The sequence below is a fragment of the Pseudomonas sp. CF161 genome, from assembly GCF_000416215.1.
Taxonomy (GTDB): domain Bacteria; phylum Pseudomonadota; class Gammaproteobacteria; order Pseudomonadales; family Pseudomonadaceae; genus Aquipseudomonas.
This window is the reverse complement of record NZ_ATLP01000032.1, coordinates 29,032-46,136: the sequence shown is the minus strand read 5'-3', so window position 1 is coordinate 46,136 and position 17,105 is coordinate 29,032. Positions and strand designations below refer to the sequence as shown.

Here is a 17,105-nt window from a genome sequence, read left to right as displayed (position 1 = left end):
TACATAGAAAAACCCCGGCACGAGGCCGGGGTTTTCATTAGAGAGCGACAATAACCCGCCCACTCGCGACACTTAATGTGCCCATCGACACGGGATTAGAAATCCAGGTTGGACACGGCCAGGGCATTGCTTTCGATGAAGTCACGGCGAGGTTCGACCGCATCACCCATCAGGGTGTTGAAGATCTGGTCTGCGCCAATGGCATCTTCGATGGTCACTTTGAGCATCCGGCGCTGGCTTGGGTCCATGGTGGTTTCCCACAGCTGATCCGGGTTCATTTCACCCAGACCTTTGTAGCGCTGGATGGTGTGACGCTTGGTGCTTTCCGCCATCAGCCACTCAAGGGCTTCCTTGAACTCGGTGATGGCTTTCTTGCGCTCGCCGCGCTGGATGTACGCGCCTTCGTCCAACAGGGTGCTCAACTGCGCGCCCAGGGTGACGACGGTCTTGTAATCGTTACTGCCGAAGAAGTCGCGGTTGAACGTGATGTAGTTCGACAGGCCGTGGGAGATCAGTTCGACCTCTGGCAGCCAGACGTTACGCTCACGGTCTTCACGCAGGCTGGCCTTGTAGACCAGGCCGGACTTCTCGACGGTACGCAGGCGCACTTCGTACTGGGCCAGCCAATCCTGCATCGCAGCATGATCGCCCAGCTGTTCCAGGCTGACGGCCGGCAGGTAGATGAAGTGCTCGGTCAGTTCCTGAGGGTACAGGCGCGACAGACGCTTGAGGGTCTTCATCACCATGCGGAAGTCGTTTACCAGGCGCTCCAGCGCCTCGCCGGAGATACCCGGGGCTTCTTCGTTCAGGTGCAGGCTGGCGTCTTCAAGGGCCGACTGCGTCATGTACTCTTCCATGGCGTCGTCGTCTTTGATGTATTGCTCTTGCTTGCCTTTCTTCACCTTGTACAGCGGCGGCTGGGCGATGTAGATGTAGCCGCGCTCGATCAGCTCCGGCAACTGACGGAAGAAGAAGGTCAGCAGCAGGGTGCGGATGTGCGAACCGTCGACGTCAGCATCGGTCATGATGATGATGTTGTGGTACCGCAGCTTCTCGATGTTGTACTCGTCGCGACCGATACCACAGCCCAGGGCGGTGATCAGGGTGCCGACCTCTTGCGAGGAAATCATCTTGTCGAAGCGGGCTTTCTCGACGTTGAGGATCTTGCCCTTCAACGGCAGGATGGCCTGGGTACGACGGTTGCGACCCTGCTTGGCGGAACCGCCAGCAGAGTCACCTTCCACGAGGTAAAGCTCGGAGAGGGCAGGGTCTTTTTCCTGGCAGTCCGCCAGTTTGCCCGGCAAGCCAGCGATATCCAGCGCGCCTTTACGGCGGGTCATTTCACGAGCCTTGCGCGCCGCTTCACGGGCACGGGCAGCGTCGATCATCTTGCCGACCACCAGCTTGGCTTCGTTCGGGTTTTCCAGCAGGAAGTCGGAGAAGTACTTGCCCATTTCCTGTTCGACCGCGGTCTTCACTTCGGAAGACACCAGCTTGTCTTTGGTCTGGGAGCTGAACTTCGGATCCGGCACCTTGACCGAGATAATCGCGGTCAGGCCTTCACGGGCATCGTCACCGGTGGTGGCGACTTTGTGCTTCTTCGCCAGACCTTCCTGTTCGATGTAGTTATTCAGGTTACGGGTCAGGGCCGAACGGAAGCCCACCAGGTGGGTGCCGCCGTCACGCTGTGGAATGTTGTTGGTGAAGCACAACAGGTTCTCGTTGAAGCTGTCGTTCCACTGCAAGGCGATTTCCACGCCGATGCCGTCTTCACGCTGCATGCTGAAGTGGAACACCTGGTTGACCGCAGTCTTGTTGGTGTTCAGGTATTCAACGAATGCACGCAAGCCGCCTTCGTACTTGAACAGCTCTTCCTTGCCGCTGCGCTCATCCTTGAGGACGATGCCAACACCGGAGTTGAGGAAGGACAGTTCACGAATCCGCTTGGCCAGGATGTCCCAGCTGAAGTGGATGTTCTTGAAGGTTTCAGCCGAAGGCTTGAAGTGAATCTGGGTACCGGTGGTTTCGCTTTCGCCAACGATTTTCATCGGCTCTTGCGGAACGCCGTGCACGTAAGTCTGTTCCCAGATCTTGCCGCTACGGCGAACAGTCAGGATCAGCTCAGCAGACAGGGCGTTCACTACCGACACACCTACACCGTGCAAGCCGCCGGATACTTTGTAGGAGTTGTCGTCGAACTTACCGCCGGCGTGCAGCACCGTCATGATGACTTCGGCTGCGGAAACGCCTTCTTCTTTATGCACATCAACCGGAATGCCGCGACCGTTGTCGCGCACAGTGATGGATTCGTCCGGGTGGATGATGATGCTGATGTCGTCGCAGTGGCCAGCCAGTGCTTCGTCGATCGAGTTGTCGACCACCTCGAACACCATGTGGTGCAGACCGCTGCCATCGTCGGTGTCACCAATGTACATACCGGGACGTTTGCGTACGGCATCCAAACCTTTCAGCACTTTAATGCTGGTCGAGTCGTACGTATTTTCTTCGCTCATGCCTTCACTCCCGATGGTCGTGGGTCTGGGTGATACGGCCCTGTTCCACGTGGAACAGAGCGACTGGCGTTTCCGTCTGCCAGCCTTCCCTCAATAATTCGTGGTCTACACAGGTGATAAACACCTGGCAGCGTAAGTCTTCCAACAAGCGACAAAGTGCGCGGCGATGCTGCTCGTCCAACTCGGACGGCAAGTCATCCACCAGATAAATACACTGCCCGCGCCGGGCCTGGCTGACCAAGTGCCCTTGGGCAATGCGCAAGGCACAGACCACCAGCTTCTGCTGGCCGCGGGACAAGATATCCGCGGCGTTATGCGCACCCAACTTGAGGCGCAAATCAGCACGCTGGGGACCGGCCTGGGTATGACCCATCTGCTGATCACGGTGCAGGGACGTCGCGAGCACATCACTGAGCTCCCGGTCTTTATCCCAACCACGGTAATAGCTAAGCGTCAGGCCCTCGAGCTCCAACAGTTCGCCCAAGGTCCGCTCAAAGACTGGTTTCAAGGCTTTGATATAAGCGCGGCGGTATTCATCGATTTCAGCGCTGGCCTGACACAGTTCCCGGTCCCAGGCTGCTTGCGAAGCGGCGTCAAGTGTACCATGCCGCAGCCATGAGTTCCGCTGCCTCAGGGCCTTCTGCAAGCGCTGCCAGGTCGACATGAAGCGAGGTTCCACGTGGAACACACCCCAGTCGAGAAACTGCCGGCGAATTTTCGGAGCCCCTTCCAGCAGGCGAAAGCTGTCGGGGTTGATCAGTTGCAATGGCAGGATTTCCGCCAACTGAGCTGCGCTACGAGCGTTCTGCCCGTCGATGCGAATCTGAAACTCTCCCTGCCGATCCCGGGAAATCCCCAAGCTGCTATGCCCACCTTCCGCCAGTTCGACCTGGCCAAACACGGTGCATGCCAACTGCTCGTACTGGATTACCGGCAACAGTCGAGCACTGCGAAACGAGCGAGCGAGCCCCAGCAAGTGGATGGCTTCGAGCACGCTGGTTTTGCCACTGCCATTGGCGCCGTAGAGAAGGTTGATGCGGGGGGAGGGGGAGAAGGTCACCGGGTGCAGATTGCGCACCGCGGTGACCGAGACGCGACTGAGGGACATCTAGCTTCTGCTGAGCATGGTTACAGGCGCATCGGCATGACAACGTAAGCCGAGTCGTCGTTGTCGGATTCCTGGACCAGGGCGCTGCTGTTGGAATCGGAGAGGATCAAGCGCACCTGTTCGGTGGTCATCACCCCCAGCACGTCGAGCAGATAGCTGACGTTAAAGCCGATTTCCAGCGAACCGCCGTTGTATTCCACGCCGACTTCTTCTTCCGCTTCTTCCTGCTCCGGGTTGTTGGCCTGGATCTTCAATTGACCATTGGCCAATTGCAGACGGATACCACGGTACTTCTCGTTGGAGAGAATCGCCGTACGGCTGAAGGCTTCACGCAGCGCCTGACGGTCGCCCAGTACCAGCTTGTCGCCACCTTTAGGCAGCACGCGCTCGTAATCGGGGAACTTGCCGTCGACCAGCTTCGAGGTAAAGGTGAACTCGCCGGTGGTGGCGCGGATATGGTGCTGACCCAGGACGATACTGACGTTGCCATCCGGCTCGGTGAGCAGGCGTGCCAGCTCCAGGATACCTTTGCGCGGCACGATCACCTGGTGGCGATCCGGCTGGCCGATATCGGCTTGCATCGAGCACATCGCCAGACGGTGACCGTCGGTAGCCACGGCACGAATGATCCCGGCCGATACTTCCAGCAGCATACCGTTGAGGTAGTAACGCACGTCCTGCTGGGCCATGGCGAAGCTGGTGCGTTCGATCAGACGACGCAGTTTGCTCTGCTCCAGGCTGCAGGTCAGCGAGCCCGGGCCTTCCTCGACAGTCGGGAAGTCATTGGCTGGCAGCGTCGACAGGGTGAAGCGGCTACGGCCGGCCTTGACCACCAGCTTCTGCTCATCGAGCTTGATATCGATCAAGGCGTCGTTGGGCAGGCTTTTGCAGATGTCCATCAGCTTGCGCGCCGGCACGGTGATTTCGCCAGGCTCGGCTGGCTCTTCAAGTTGCACGCGACCGACCAGCTCGACTTCCAGGTCGGTACCGGTCAGCGACAGCTGCTGGCCTTCGACGACCAACAGCACGTTGGAGAGCACCGGCAAGGTCTGGCGGCGTTCGACGACGCCTGCGACCAGTTGCAGGGGTTTCAACAGGGCTTCGCGTTGAATGGTGAAATGCATGGTCTAGTCCCTTGCCTTAATAAGCTGCGCTGGTGTCATCAAGTGGTCAGTGTACGCAGCAGGTTCTTGTAGTCCTCGCGGATGTCCGCGTCGGATTCCTTAAGTTCATTGATCTTGCGGCACGCGTGCAAGACCGTGGTGTGATCGCGGCCGCCGAACACATCGCCGATTTCCGGCAGGCTGTGGTTGGTCAGCTCTTTGGACAAGGCCATGGCCACCTGGCGTGGGCGCGCAACGGAGCGCGAGCGACGCTTGGACAGCAAGTCGGAAATCTTGATCTTGTAGTACTCGGCGACGGTGCGCTGAATGTTATCCACAGAGACCAGCTTGTCCTGCAAGGCCAGCAGGTCCTTCAGGGATTCGCGAATCAACTCGATGGTGATGTCGCGGCCCATGAAGTGCGAGTGAGCGATGACGCGCTTGAGCGCACCCTCCAGCTCACGCACGTTGGACCGAATGCGCTGGGCAATGAAAAACGCGGCATCGTGCGGCAGATCGACTTTGGCCTGGTCGGCCTTCTTCATCAGGATCGCGACCCGGGTTTCCAGCTCCGGCGGCTCCACGGCCACCGTCAGGCCCCAGCCAAAACGCGACTTCAGGCGCTCTTCGAGGCCTTCGATCTCTTTCGGGTAGCGGTCACTGGTGAGGATCACCTGTTGCCCACCTTCAAGCAGGGCGTTGAAGGTGTGGAAAAACTCTTCCTGGGAACGCTCCTTGCGAGCGAAGAACTGAATGTCATCGATCAGCAAGGCATCCACCGAGCGGTAGAAGCGCTTGAACTCGTTGATGGCGTTCAGTTGCAGCGCCTTGACCATGTCGGCCACGAAGCGCTCGGAATGCAGGTACACGACCTTGGCATTCGGGTTCTTCTTTAATAGGTGGTTACCCACAGCGTGCATCAAGTGAGTCTTACCCAAACCTACACCGCCATACAGGAACAGCGGGTTGTAGCCGTGCTTGGGGTTGTCCGCGACCTGCCAGGCGGCGGCGCGCGCCAGCTGGTTGGATTTACCTTCGACGAAGTTTTCAAAGGTGAAGGTGCGGTTCAGGTAGCTGGTGTGCTTGAGCGCACCTTCGACCTGGACGGTCCGTTGTTCGGCGCGCACCGGTGCCTGCTGCGAGCTGGCGCCGGCCATCGGGTCGAAGCTGTCACGGGAAGGCTCTTCACTGACATGGGCGACTTTCTTCGCAGAAGCCTTGGTCGGTGGCGGGGCACTTACTGGCGCGCTGGAAGGTTCAGCCGCCTGGGCTTTGGAAGCGGCAGCCGCCAAAGGCGCGTTAGGCGCAGCCCGAGGTGCCGAACTGCGTTTGCTGCCTATTAATAAGGAGAGCGCAGGTGTTGAACCATTGCCGTGCTCATCGAGCAGCTCAAGCACACGACCCAGGTACTTTTCATTGACCCAATCGAGAACAAAGCGATTCGGTGCGTAGACACGCAACTCGTCGCCTTCGGCTTCGACCTGTAGCGGACGGATCCAAGTGTTGAATTGCTGGGCAGGCAGCTCATCACGCAGAAGCTCCACGCACTGCTGCCAAAGTTCCACTGACACGGATATCCCCTAAGTTGAAAGCCGGTGAGGCAAAAACAGCCGCCATTGTAGCGGCCGCACGCAGACTTATCCACACGTAGGTTGCTCACAGACCACTAAGAATCAATGTCTTAACCGGAAAAAACACGACCAATGGTATGTGCATAAGCTCTGTGGATAACCCCACTTAAGGTCGTTGTACAAGTGGGGGCTAAACTCGGTGGATAACCTGGCTGTGGATAACTACCCATTCCACACACAGCTTATCCGATAGCGCAGCACAGGCAGAGCACTGCTTCTCGACAGTGTTGTCATTCCCTGTACAGTACGTCGTTCAAGGGCTTAAGGCACTTATCCACAGAAGAGTGGCTGCATAGCTTTTATAAGCTTTACAGAAAAGCTTTAAATAATTCCCTTCTTTATTTCTATATCTAGGTAACCGGTGTCTCGAACCAACAGCCACCCATATCTGTTTACAAGGAAAAGCTGGTTGGAAATTGACCTAGAGGCTTGCATTCTCTAGAATCGCCGGTCTCTTAAAACGGGGGCCATTCCGGCCCGTTGTGGACGAACCAGGTAACACGACATGAAACGTACTTTCCAACCAAGCACTATCAAACGCGCTCGTACTCACGGTTTCCGTGCTCGCATGGCTACCAAGAACGGCCGTGCCGTCCTGTCGCGTCGTCGCGCCAAAGGTCGTGCGCGTCTGGCAGTTTGATAATCCGGCACTGGAGGTGAGTCAGGACTTCAGTCGGGAAAAGCGTCTGCTTACTCCCCGGCATTTCAAGGCAGTCTTTGACTCCCCTACCGGCAAGGTTCCGGGGAAAAATCTCCTGCTCCTTGCGCGCAACAACGACCTTGATCACCCCCGTCTGGGGCTGGTTATCGGAAAGAAGAGCGTAAAGCTCTCCGTTGAGCGCAACCGTCTGAAACGTTTGATGCGCGAATCGTTTCGCCTGCACCAGGATTCTCTGGTCGGCTGGGACATCGTTATCGTCGCGCGCAAAGGTTTGGGCGATGTAGAAAGCCCCGAATTGATTCAGCATTTCGATAAGCTCTGGAAACGTCTGGCTCGTAACAAGCCGGTACCAGCAGTCAAAACCGAAACTGCAGGGGTAGACAGTCCTGATGCGTAAACTGGCGCTCGTTCCGATCCAGTTTTATCGCTATGCCATTAGTCCTCTGATGGCCAGTCACTGTCGTTTCTACCCCAGTTGTTCCTGCTACGCGTATGAAGCCATCGAAAATCATGGCCTTCTACGCGGTGGCTGGCTGACCTTTCGTCGTTTAGGTCGCTGTCATCCGTGGAATCCCGGTGGTTATGACCCGGTTCCACCTATCCCTACCTCCCGTTCTTCTTCGATGGCCGAGTAATCATGGATATTAAACGCACGATCCTGATCGTCGCCCTGGCAATCGTGGCTTATGTCATGGTCCTTAAATGGAACCAGGATTATGGCCAGGCTGCCCTGCCGACTCAGAATGTTGCTGCCAACACTACCCCTGCGGGTCTTCCCGACACGGTAAATGGCAACAACACTTCCGCCAGTGACGACATTCCACGCGCAGCGAGCGATACCAGTGCCCCCGCCGAAGTTCCAGTGGCGGTCAGCAAAGACCTCATCCAAATCAAGACGGATGTATTGGATCTGGCTATCGATCCACAAGGCGGTGATGTTGCCCAGCTGAAGCTGCCGCTGTATCCACGCCGTCAAGATCACCCGGAAATTCCGTTCCAACTGTTCGATAACGGTGGCGAACGTGTTTACCAGGCTCAAAGTGGTCTGATTGGCACCAACGGCCCTGATGCCAGCCCGACAGGTCGTCCGGTGTTCTCTTCGGAGAAGAAAAGTTATCAACTGGCTGACGGTCAGGATCAACTGGTCGTTGACCTGAAGTTCAGCAAGGACGGCGTCAACTACATCAAGCGTTTCACCCTGAAACGCGGCCTGTATGACGTGGTTGTGACCTACATCATCGACAACCAGAGCGCCCAACCGTGGACAGGTGCAATGTTCGCGCAGTTGAAGCGCGACTCCAGCGCCGATCCATCGTCGAGCACTGCCACCGGCACCGCGACTTACCTGGGCGCTGCCCTGTGGACAAGTTCCGAGCCGTACAAAAAAGTGTCCATGAAGGACATGGACAAAGTAAACGAAGACAAAACCAAGGCGCCGATCACGGAAACCGTGAAAGGTGGTTGGGTTGCATGGCTTCAGCACTACTTTGTAACGGCGTGGATTCCGCCGAAGGACGAAAATAACGTCGTTCTGGCCCGTAAAGACAGCAAAGGTAACTACATCATTGGCTTCACCGGCCCGGCGTTGACCGTCGCTCCAGGTGCCAAGGCTGAAACCAGCGCCACCCTTTACGCCGGTCCGAAAAGCCAGGCCGTACTCAAAGAGTTGTCCCCAGGTCTGGAGCTGACTGTGGATTACGGCTTCCTGTGGTTCATTGCCCAACCAATCTTCTGGTTGCTGCAACATATCCACAGCCTGGTGGGTAACTGGGGTTGGTCGATCATTTTCCTGACCATGCTGATCAAGGGGATCTTCTTCCCACTGTCGGCCGCCAGCTACAAATCCATGGCGCGCATGCGTGCCGTAGCCCCGAAACTGGCTGCGCTGAAAGAACAACATGGCGATGACCGGCAGAAAATGTCGCAAGCCATGATGGAGCTGTACAAGAAAGAGAAGATCAACCCGCTGGGTGGATGCTTGCCGATTCTGGTACAGATGCCGGTATTCCTCTCGCTGTACTGGGTACTCCTGGAAAGCGTGGAAATGCGCCAGGCTCCATTCATGCTGTGGATAACCGACCTGTCGATCAAAGACCCGTTCTTTATCCTGCCGATCATCATGGGCGCGACCATGTTCATCCAGCAGCGTCTGAACCCGACACCTCCGGATCCGATGCAGGCGAAGGTCATGAAAATGATGCCAATCATCTTCACCTTCTTCTTCCTGTGGTTCCCAGCTGGTCTGGTTCTGTACTGGGTGGTCAACAACGTGTTGTCGATCTCTCAACAGTGGTACATCACTCGTAAGATCGAAGCGGCTACCAAAAAAGCCGAGGCGTAACTTACTCTGTGGATAACCACTCAAAACGCCCCCTAGTGGGGCGTTTTGCTATCTGTCACTTTTGTCTGGATCTCGGGTTATGAATATCCCTCGTGAAACCATCGCTGCCGTCGCCACCGCTCAAGGTCGCGGTGGCGTGGGCATCGTGCGAATTTCCGGACCGCTGGCCAGCGTCGCCGCCAACGCCATCAGCGGTCGCGAACTGAAACCACGTTTTGCCCATTACGGGCCTTTTTTCGGTGAGCTCGACGAAGTGCTGGATGAAGGGATCGCCCTGTATTTCCCAGGCCCGAACTCATTCACCGGTGAAGATGTCCTGGAACTTCAGGGCCACGGCGGCCCGATTGTGCTCGACATGCTGTTGCAGCGTTGCCTGCAACTGGGCTGTCGCCTGGCCCGGCCGGGGGAGTTCAGCGAACGGGCCTTTCTCAACGACAAGCTCGACCTGGCCCAGGCCGAAGCGATCGCCGACTTGATCGAGGCCAGCTCAACCCAGGCCGCGCGCAATGCCTTGCGCTCGCTGCAGGGGGCGTTTTCCCAGCGTGTGCATAACTTGACTGAGCAGTTGATCGGCTTGCGTATCTACGTCGAGGCCGCGATTGATTTTCCTGAAGAGGAGATCGACTTCCTCGCCGATGGCCACGTGCTGAGCATGCTGGATAAGGTGCGCGACGAGTTGGCCAGCGTATTGCGCGAAGCCGGGCAAGGCGCATTGCTGCGTGACGGCATGACCGTGGTCATCGCCGGCCGGCCGAATGCCGGTAAATCCAGCCTGCTCAATGCATTGGCCGGACGGGAAGCCGCCATCGTTACCGAGATCGCCGGCACGACCCGGGATATCCTGCGCGAACATATCCACATCGACGGTATGCCGCTGCATGTGGTGGACACCGCAGGTTTGCGCGACACCGATGACCAGGTGGAGAAAATCGGCGTGCAGCGTGCGCTCAAGGCCATTGGCGAGGCGGATCGGGTCCTGCTGGTGGTGGACGCCACGGCTCCCGAGGCTGCGGACCCCTTCGCCCTATGGCCGGAGTTCCTCGAGCAGCGCCCGGATCCGTCGAAGGTCACGCTGATCCGCAACAAGGCGGATCTTACCGGGGAAGCGATTGCCCTCGAAGTCAGCGACGATGGCCACGTCACCATCAGCCTCAGCGCCAAGTCTGTCGGCATGGGCCTGGAACTGCTGCGCGAGCACCTGAAGGCCTGCATGGGCTTTGAGCAGACCTCGGAAAGCAGCTTCAGCGCACGCAGGCGTCACCTGGAAGCGCTGCGTCATGCCAGTGCCGCCCTTGAGCACGGGCGAGCTCAACTGACCCTGGCCGGTGCTGGCGAGCTCCTGGCCGAAGATTTACGCCAGGCTCAGCAACTGTTGGGAGAAATTACCGGGGCGTTCAGCTCGGATGACCTGCTAGGGCGAATTTTCTCCAGTTTCTGCATCGGTAAATAGCTGCTGCGTTGCACCCAGACAGGCCGTTCGCGCCTGTCTGCTCCCCCTTCCTTTAAAAAATCCAGGGCCTTGCCAGATGAAATCTTTCGTCCTGGCGGCTTTGTTGTGCCCGGCATTTGCCCGAAAGCCGATTTTCTGTGGATTAAGCCCTGTGAATAACTGCCCCTGTGCTCGGTTGATAACAGGGCCTCAAAACTGAGGAAAAACCCCTCTGTGGATAACCACTGCTTTAATCCACAGGCTTAAACCGGTTATCCAACGGCCTCATGCACACATGACCACAGACTTTTAAACCTCTGTACATCACGTAAATAAAGGCTTGTACCAATCTATCCACAGAAAAGGTGCTCAGTAAGAATAAACATAAAAACAAAGATTTAATAACTTTCTCTCTTTTAATTTCTATTGACTGTGATTCATCCACAGCTGGTTAAATTTTGTGCAAAGGGTTCTTTAGAGGTGGGGAAGTCCCTATACTTGTCGACCTGGTTCAAAAACCTGAGCCCAGACCTATTCCTAATTACCTAACTGAAGCAGGCACGAGGTGCGTGGTGGATTTCCCTTCCCGTTTTGAAGTGATCGTCATCGGCGGCGGTCATGCCGGTACCGAGGCAGCACTTGCATCAGCACGCATGGGGGCAAAAACCCTGTTGCTGACGCATAACGTGGAAACCCTCGGTGCCATGAGCTGCAACCCGGCCATTGGTGGCATTGGCAAAAGCCACCTGGTCAAGGAAATCGACGCCCTTGGCGGCGCGATGGCCATTGCCACCGATAAAGGTGGTATTCAATTTCGCGTATTGAACAGCCGCAAAGGCCCGGCGGTACGAGCGACACGTGCCCAGGCCGACCGCATTCTGTACAAGGCGGCTGTCCGCGAAATACTGGAAAACCAGCCGAACCTGTGGATATTTCAACAAGCCGCTGACGACCTGATCGTGGAACAGGACCAGGTTCGCGGTGTTGTGACTCAGATGGGCCTGCGTTTCTTCGCCGATTCCGTGGTACTGACCACCGGGACCTTCCTTGGCGGACTTATCCACATCGGTATGCAGAACTATTCCGGTGGTCGCGCTGGCGATCCGCCGTCGATTGCTCTGGCACAGCGCCTGCGGGAACTGCCTCTGCGTGTCGGTCGCCTGAAAACCGGCACGCCGCCACGCATCGATGGGCGTTCGGTGGATTTCTCGGTGATGTCCGAGCAGCCGGGCGATACCCCGATCCCGGTCATGTCGTTCATGGGCTCAAAAGAGCAGCATCCACGGCAAGTCAGCTGCTGGATCACTCATACCAACGCCCGGACTCACGAAATCATCGCCTCCAACCTTGATCGCTCGCCGATGTATTCCGGCGTGATCGAAGGTATTGGCCCGCGTTACTGCCCGTCGATCGAAGACAAGATCCATCGCTTTGCCGACAAGGAAAGCCATCAGGTCTTTATCGAACCCGAAGGCCTGACCACTCATGAGCTGTACCCGAACGGGATTTCCACATCCCTGCCGTTCGACGTGCAATTGCAGATCGTGCAATCGATCCGCGGCATGGAAAACGCGCACATCGTTCGTCCGGGTTATGCCATCGAGTACGACTACTTCGACCCGCGGGACCTGAAATACAGCCTGGAAACCAAAGTCATCGGCGGCCTGTTTTTCGCTGGCCAGATCAATGGCACTACCGGTTACGAAGAGGCCGGCGCCCAAGGTTTGCTGGCCGGTACCAACGCTGCGCTGCGCGCCCAGGGCAAAGACAGCTGGTGCCCGCGTCGCGATGAGGCCTACATCGGGGTGTTGGTCGACGACCTGATTACCCTCGGTACTCAAGAACCGTATCGGATGTTCACGTCCCGTGCCGAGTACCGCCTGATCCTGCGCGAAGACAACGCCGATCTGCGTCTGACCGAGAAAGGTCGCGAGTTGGGCCTGGTGGATGACACCCGTTGGGCAGCGTTCTGCAAAAAACGCGAGAGCATCGAGCTGGAAGAACAGCGCCTGAAGAGCACCTGGGTTCGCCCCGGCACTGCGCAGGGCGATGCGATTGCCGAAAAATTCGGCACCCCGCTGACCCACGAATACAACCTGCTGAACCTGTTGAGCCGTCCGGAAATCGACTACGTCGGGCTGGTGGAAGTGACCGGGCAGGGCGCAGAAGATCCACAAGTCGCCGAGCAGGTTGAAATCAAGACCAAATACGCCGGCTACATCGATCGCCAACAGGACGAAATCGCTCGCCTGCGGGCCAGCGAAGACACCAAATTGCCTGTGGATATCGACTACACCAAGATTTCCGGGCTCTCGAAAGAGATCCAGAGCAAGCTTGGCGTCACCCGTCCGGAGACCCTGGGCCAGGCTTCGCGGATCCCGGGCGTGACGCCGGCGGCGATTTCCCTGTTGATGATTCACTTGAAAAAACGCGGCGCCGGCCGTCAGTTGGAGCAAAGCGCTTGAGCTCAATGGTCACCTCGCAACATGCAGAAGAGTTATCCACAGGTGCTCGCGAGCTCGGTGTCACTCTGACAGAGACCCAGCATGCGCAATTGCTGGCGTACCTGGCCCTGTTGATCAAATGGAACAAGGCCTACAACCTGACCGCAGTGCGCGATCCGGACGAAATGGTCTCGCGTCATCTGCTCGATAGCTTGAGCGTGATGTCGTTTATCGAAAACGGTCGCTGGCTCGATGTCGGTAGCGGTGGGGGGATGCCCGGCATCCCCCTGGCGATCCTGTTTCCCGAGTCGCAAGTGACCTGCCTGGACAGCAACGGCAAGAAAACCCGCTTCCTGACCCAGGTCAAACTCGAACTCAAACTGGATAACCTTCAAGTTATCCACAGTCGCGTTGAAGCGTTCCAGCCTGAGCAGCCGTTCAATGGGATCATTTCCCGGGCGTTCAGCAGCATGGAGAACTTCACCAACTGGACTCGCCATCTTGGCGACCGCGATACACGTTGGCTGGCAATGAAGGGCGTTCATCCCGCGGATGAGCTGGTAGCATTGCCGACGGACTTCCACCTCGATAGCGAACAGGCCCTGGCCGTACCCGGTTGCCAAGGCCAACGCCATCTGCTGATACTGCGCCGCACGGCATGATTGGGAACACAAGCAAGAATGGCTAAGGTATTCGCGATAGCGAACCAAAAGGGTGGCGTGGGCAAGACCACCACCTGCATCAACCTCGCAGCATCCCTGGTCGCGACCAAGCGCCGGGTGCTGTTGATCGATCTTGATCCACAGGGCAACGCCACCATGGGTAGCGGTGTGGATAAACACGGCCTGGAAAACTCGGTCTATGACCTGCTGATCGGCGAATGCGATCTGGCCCAGGCGATGCACTTCTCCGAACACGGCGGTTATCAACTGCTGCCGGCCAACCGCGACCTGACCGCGGCGGAAGTCGTTCTGTTGGAAATGCAGATGAAAGAAAGCCGTCTGCGCAGCGCCTTGGCACCCATCCGCGAAAATTACGACTACATCCTGATCGACTGCCCACCGTCGCTGTCGATGCTCACCCTCAATGCGCTGGTGGCCGCCGATGGGGTCATTATTCCCATGCAGTGCGAGTACTTCGCCCTGGAAGGCTTGAGCGACCTTGTGGATAACATCAAGCGCATCGCCGAGTTGCTGAACCCCAACCTGAAGATCGAAGGCCTGCTGCGGACCATGTATGACCCGCGCCTGAGCCTGATGAACGACGTTTCGGCCCAGCTCAAGGAACACTTTGGCGAGCAGCTGTACGACACGGTCATTCCACGCAACATCCGCCTGGCCGAAGCGCCAAGCTACGGTATGCCGGCGTTGGCCTACGATAAACAATCGCGCGGCGCCCTGGCTTATCTGGCCCTGGCCGGCGAGATGGTTCGTCGCCAGCGTAAAAATTCACGCGCAGCCGCCGCTCAGGCAACTTAAGGAATCCCCATGGCCGTCAAGAAACGAGGTCTCGGACGTGGACTGGATGCACTGCTGAGTGGTCCGACCGTCAGTTCTCTGGAAGAACAGGCGACCCAAGCCGACCAGCGCGAGTTGCAGCACCTGCCGCTGGACCTGATCCAGCGCGGCAAGTATCAACCGCGTCGCGACATGGACCCGCAGGCGCTGGAGGAACTGGCGCAGTCGATCAAGGCCCAGGGCGTGATGCAGCCGATCGTGGTTCGCCCCATCGGCTCGGGACGTTTTGAAATCATCGCCGGTGAACGCCGTTGGCGCGCCAGCCAGCAGGCTGGCCAGGAAACCATCCCGGCGATGGTCCGCGATGTGCCGGATGAAACCGCGATCGCCATGGCGTTGATCGAGAACATCCAGCGTGAAGATCTCAACCCGATCGAAGAAGCCGTGGCCCTGCAGCGCTTGCAGCAGGAGTTCCAGCTGACTCAGCAACAGGTCGCCGAAGCCGTGGGCAAGTCCCGCGTGACCGTGGCCAACCTGCTGCGCCTGATCGCGCTGCCGGAAGTGATCAAGACCATGCTGTCCCATGGCGACCTGGAGATGGGTCATGCCCGCGCCTTGCTCGGTCTTCCGGAAAATCAACAGGTTGAAGGGGCGCGACACGTTGTCGCACGGGGGCTGACCGTACGCCAGACCGAGGCCCTGGTTCGCCAGTGGTTGAGTGGCAAACAGGAGCCCGCCGAACCGGTCAAGCCGGACCCGGATATCGCCCGACTCGAACAGCGTCTGGCTGAGCGCCTGGGCTCTGCGGTGCAGATCCGCCACGGGAAGAAGGGCAAAGGGCAGTTGGTGATTGGGTACAACTCCCTTGATGAGCTCCAGGGTGTCCTCGCACACATTCGCTGAAACATTTCCTCATGTAGCGCGCAGTCGGAAATCACTACCTGGCAGTTGAATAGGGGCTGAACCGCCCCTATACTCTGCGCGCATTTTGTCGGCACAAATTATGCCAAGTTATTGAATTCTGGCAGCCGACCATTGAGGAGCAATCGTGATGGAAACCCGCACGCCAAACCGCTTGCCGTTCCATCGCCTGGCAGTTTTTCCGGTATTACTGGCTCAATTTGTCGTCGTGTTGCTGGCCGCCTTGGCGCTCTGGCAATGGCATGGGGTCGTAGCCGGATATTCAGGCCTCTGCGGAGGACTGATAGCCTTGCTGCCCAATGTGTATTTCGCTCATAGGGCATTTCGGTTTTCCGGCGCCCGAGCAGCTCAGGCTATCGTCCGGTCTTTTTATGCCGGCGAGGCGGGCAAACTGATTTTGACGGCAGTGCTGTTTGCATTGACGTTTGCAGGTGTGAAGCCATTGGCGCCGCTGGCTGTATTCGGCGCCTTCGTGCTGACCCAACTGGTCAGCTGGTTCGCTCCCCTGCTAATGACAACAAGACTTTCGAGACCTTAGGGCGTTTGAGGCAACCATGTCAGCAGAAACAACCGCTTCGGGCTATATCCAGCACCACTTACAGAACCTGACCTTCGGGCAGCTACCCAATGGCGGCTGGGGCTTTGCCCACACCGCTGCAGAAGCCAAGGAAATGGGCTTCTGGGCATTCCACGTCGATACCCTCGGCTGGTCTGTCGCACTGGGTGTGATCTTCGTTCTTCTGTTCCGCATGGCGGCCAAGAAGGCCACCTCCGGCGTGCCTGGCGCGCTGCAGAACTTCGTTGAAGTGATGGTCGGCTTTGTCGATGGCAGCGTGAAGGATAGCTTCCACGGTCGTAGCCTGGTGATTGCACCTCTGGCACTGACCATCTTCGTCTGGGTGTTCCTGATGAACGCCATCGACCTGGTACCCGTGGACTGGATTCCACAGTTGGCCATGTTGATCTCCGGCGACCAACACATCCCATTCCGCGCAGTGTCGACCACTGACCCGAACGCCACCCTGGGCATGGCCCTGTCGGTGTTCGCGCTGATCATTTTCTACAGCATCAAGATCAAGGGCTTCGGCGGCTTCATCGGCGAACTGACCCTGCACCCGTTCGGCAGCAAGAACATCTTCGTTCAAGCCCTGCTGATCCCGGTGAACTTCCTGCTGGAATTCGTGACCCTGATTGCAAAGCCGATCTCTCTGGCTCTGCGTCTGTTCGGCAACATGTACGCTGGCGAACTGGTGTTTATCCTGATCGCCGTGATGTTCGGCAGCGGCCTGCTCTGGCTCAGCGGCCTGGGCGTGGTGCTGCAATGGGCGTGGGCTGTGTTCCACATCCTGATCATCACCCTGCAAGCGTTTATCTTCATGATGCTGACCATCGTCTACCTGTCGATGGCGCACGAAGAGAACCATTAAGACTGGTTTCGACTAGTCTGATGTCCCTCTCGCCTCGGTGAGAGGGGGCCCTTACAGGGCATGAAACGAT

Annotated in this window: 15 protein-coding genes; 11 read left to right on the top strand and 4 right to left on the bottom strand. The window is 57.7% G+C overall.

The window, feature by feature from the left end; translation table 11 throughout:
- Nucleotides 1-95: 95 nt before the first annotated feature.
- From gyrB to dnaA, 4 genes are read right to left on the bottom strand one after another with little or no spacing between them, the layout of a single operon-like run.
- Nucleotides 96-2,513 carry a DNA topoisomerase (ATP-hydrolyzing) subunit B gene (gene gyrB, locus CF161_RS02340; RefSeq protein WP_020294943.1) on the bottom strand — a complete coding sequence of 806 codons (2,418 nt, stop codon included), beginning with the start codon at nt 2,511-2,513 and terminating at the stop codon, nt 96-98.
- 4 nt (nt 2,514-2,517) lie between these two features.
- Nucleotides 2,518-3,621, bottom strand: a complete 1,104-nt coding sequence (gene recF, locus CF161_RS02335; protein WP_020294942.1) for a DNA replication/repair protein RecF — start codon at nt 3,619-3,621, stop codon at nt 2,518-2,520.
- A gap of 20 nt (nt 3,622-3,641) precedes the next feature.
- Nucleotides 3,642-4,745 (bottom strand): DNA polymerase III subunit beta, encoded by a 1,104-nt coding sequence (dnaN, locus tag CF161_RS02330; protein WP_020294941.1) that lies wholly within the window; start codon nt 4,743-4,745, stop codon nt 3,642-3,644.
- A 38-nt stretch (nt 4,746-4,783) separates the two neighbouring features.
- Nucleotides 4,784-6,295 carry a chromosomal replication initiator protein DnaA gene (dnaA, locus tag CF161_RS02325; RefSeq protein WP_043228446.1) on the bottom strand — a complete coding sequence of 504 codons (1,512 nt, stop codon included), beginning with the start codon at nt 6,293-6,295 and terminating at the stop codon, nt 4,784-4,786.
- A gap of 565 nt (nt 6,296-6,860) precedes the next feature.
- Here dnaA and rpmH point away from each other — a divergent pair.
- The 11 genes from rpmH (at nt 6,861) to atpB (ending at nt 17,035) form a co-directional block, all read left to right on the top strand.
- Nucleotides 6,861-6,995 (top strand): 50S ribosomal protein L34, encoded by a 135-nt coding sequence (gene rpmH / locus CF161_RS31955; protein ID WP_003213577.1) that lies wholly within the window; start codon nt 6,861-6,863, stop codon nt 6,993-6,995.
- Nucleotides 6,996-7,011: 16 nt separating this feature from the next.
- Nucleotides 7,012-7,413 (top strand): ribonuclease P protein component, encoded by a 402-nt coding sequence (gene rnpA / locus CF161_RS31950; RefSeq protein ID WP_020294939.1) that lies wholly within the window; start codon nt 7,012-7,014, stop codon nt 7,411-7,413.
- Nucleotides 7,406-7,651, top strand: a complete 246-nt coding sequence (gene yidD, locus CF161_RS31945) for a membrane protein insertion efficiency factor YidD (RefSeq protein WP_010465488.1) — start codon at nt 7,406-7,408, stop codon at nt 7,649-7,651. The genes rnpA and yidD overlap by 8 nt, the downstream gene beginning before the upstream one ends.
- 2 nt (nt 7,652-7,653) lie before the next feature.
- Nucleotides 7,654-9,357, top strand: a complete 1,704-nt coding sequence (gene yidC, locus CF161_RS02315; RefSeq protein ID WP_020294938.1) for a membrane protein insertase YidC — start codon at nt 7,654-7,656, stop codon at nt 9,355-9,357.
- A 79-nt stretch (nt 9,358-9,436) separates the two neighbouring features.
- The gene (gene mnmE, locus CF161_RS02310; RefSeq protein ID WP_020294937.1) at nt 9,437-10,807 is read left to right on the top strand and encodes a tRNA uridine-5-carboxymethylaminomethyl(34) synthesis GTPase MnmE; all 1,371 of its coding nucleotides are present in this window, start codon (nt 9,437-9,439) and stop codon (nt 10,805-10,807) included.
- A 551-nt stretch (nt 10,808-11,358) separates the two neighbouring features.
- Nucleotides 11,359-13,251 (top strand): tRNA uridine-5-carboxymethylaminomethyl(34) synthesis enzyme MnmG, encoded by a 1,893-nt coding sequence (mnmG, locus tag CF161_RS02305; RefSeq protein WP_043228469.1) that lies wholly within the window; start codon nt 11,359-11,361, stop codon nt 13,249-13,251.
- 5 nt (nt 13,252-13,256) lie between these two features.
- On the top strand, nt 13,257-13,892 hold the full coding sequence (gene rsmG, locus CF161_RS02300) for a 16S rRNA (guanine(527)-N(7))-methyltransferase RsmG (protein WP_177326747.1): 636 nt from the start codon (nt 13,257-13,259) through the stop codon (nt 13,890-13,892).
- Nucleotides 13,893-13,910: 18 nt separating this feature from the next.
- On the top strand, nt 13,911-14,708 hold the full coding sequence (locus CF161_RS02295) for a ParA family protein (RefSeq protein WP_020294934.1): 798 nt from the start codon (nt 13,911-13,913) through the stop codon (nt 14,706-14,708).
- 9 nt (nt 14,709-14,717) lie between these two features.
- Nucleotides 14,718-15,590 carry a ParB/RepB/Spo0J family partition protein gene (locus CF161_RS02290; protein WP_020294933.1) on the top strand — a complete coding sequence of 291 codons (873 nt, stop codon included), beginning with the start codon at nt 14,718-14,720 and terminating at the stop codon, nt 15,588-15,590.
- A 148-nt stretch (nt 15,591-15,738) separates the two neighbouring features.
- Nucleotides 15,739-16,146 (top strand): F0F1 ATP synthase subunit I, encoded by a 408-nt coding sequence (locus CF161_RS02285; protein WP_020294932.1) that lies wholly within the window; start codon nt 15,739-15,741, stop codon nt 16,144-16,146.
- A gap of 16 nt (nt 16,147-16,162) precedes the next feature.
- Complete coding sequence (atpB, locus tag CF161_RS02280; RefSeq protein WP_020294931.1) at nt 16,163-17,035, top strand: F0F1 ATP synthase subunit A; 873 nt, start codon at nt 16,163-16,165, stop codon at nt 17,033-17,035.
- Nucleotides 17,036-17,105: the final 70 nt, after the last annotated feature.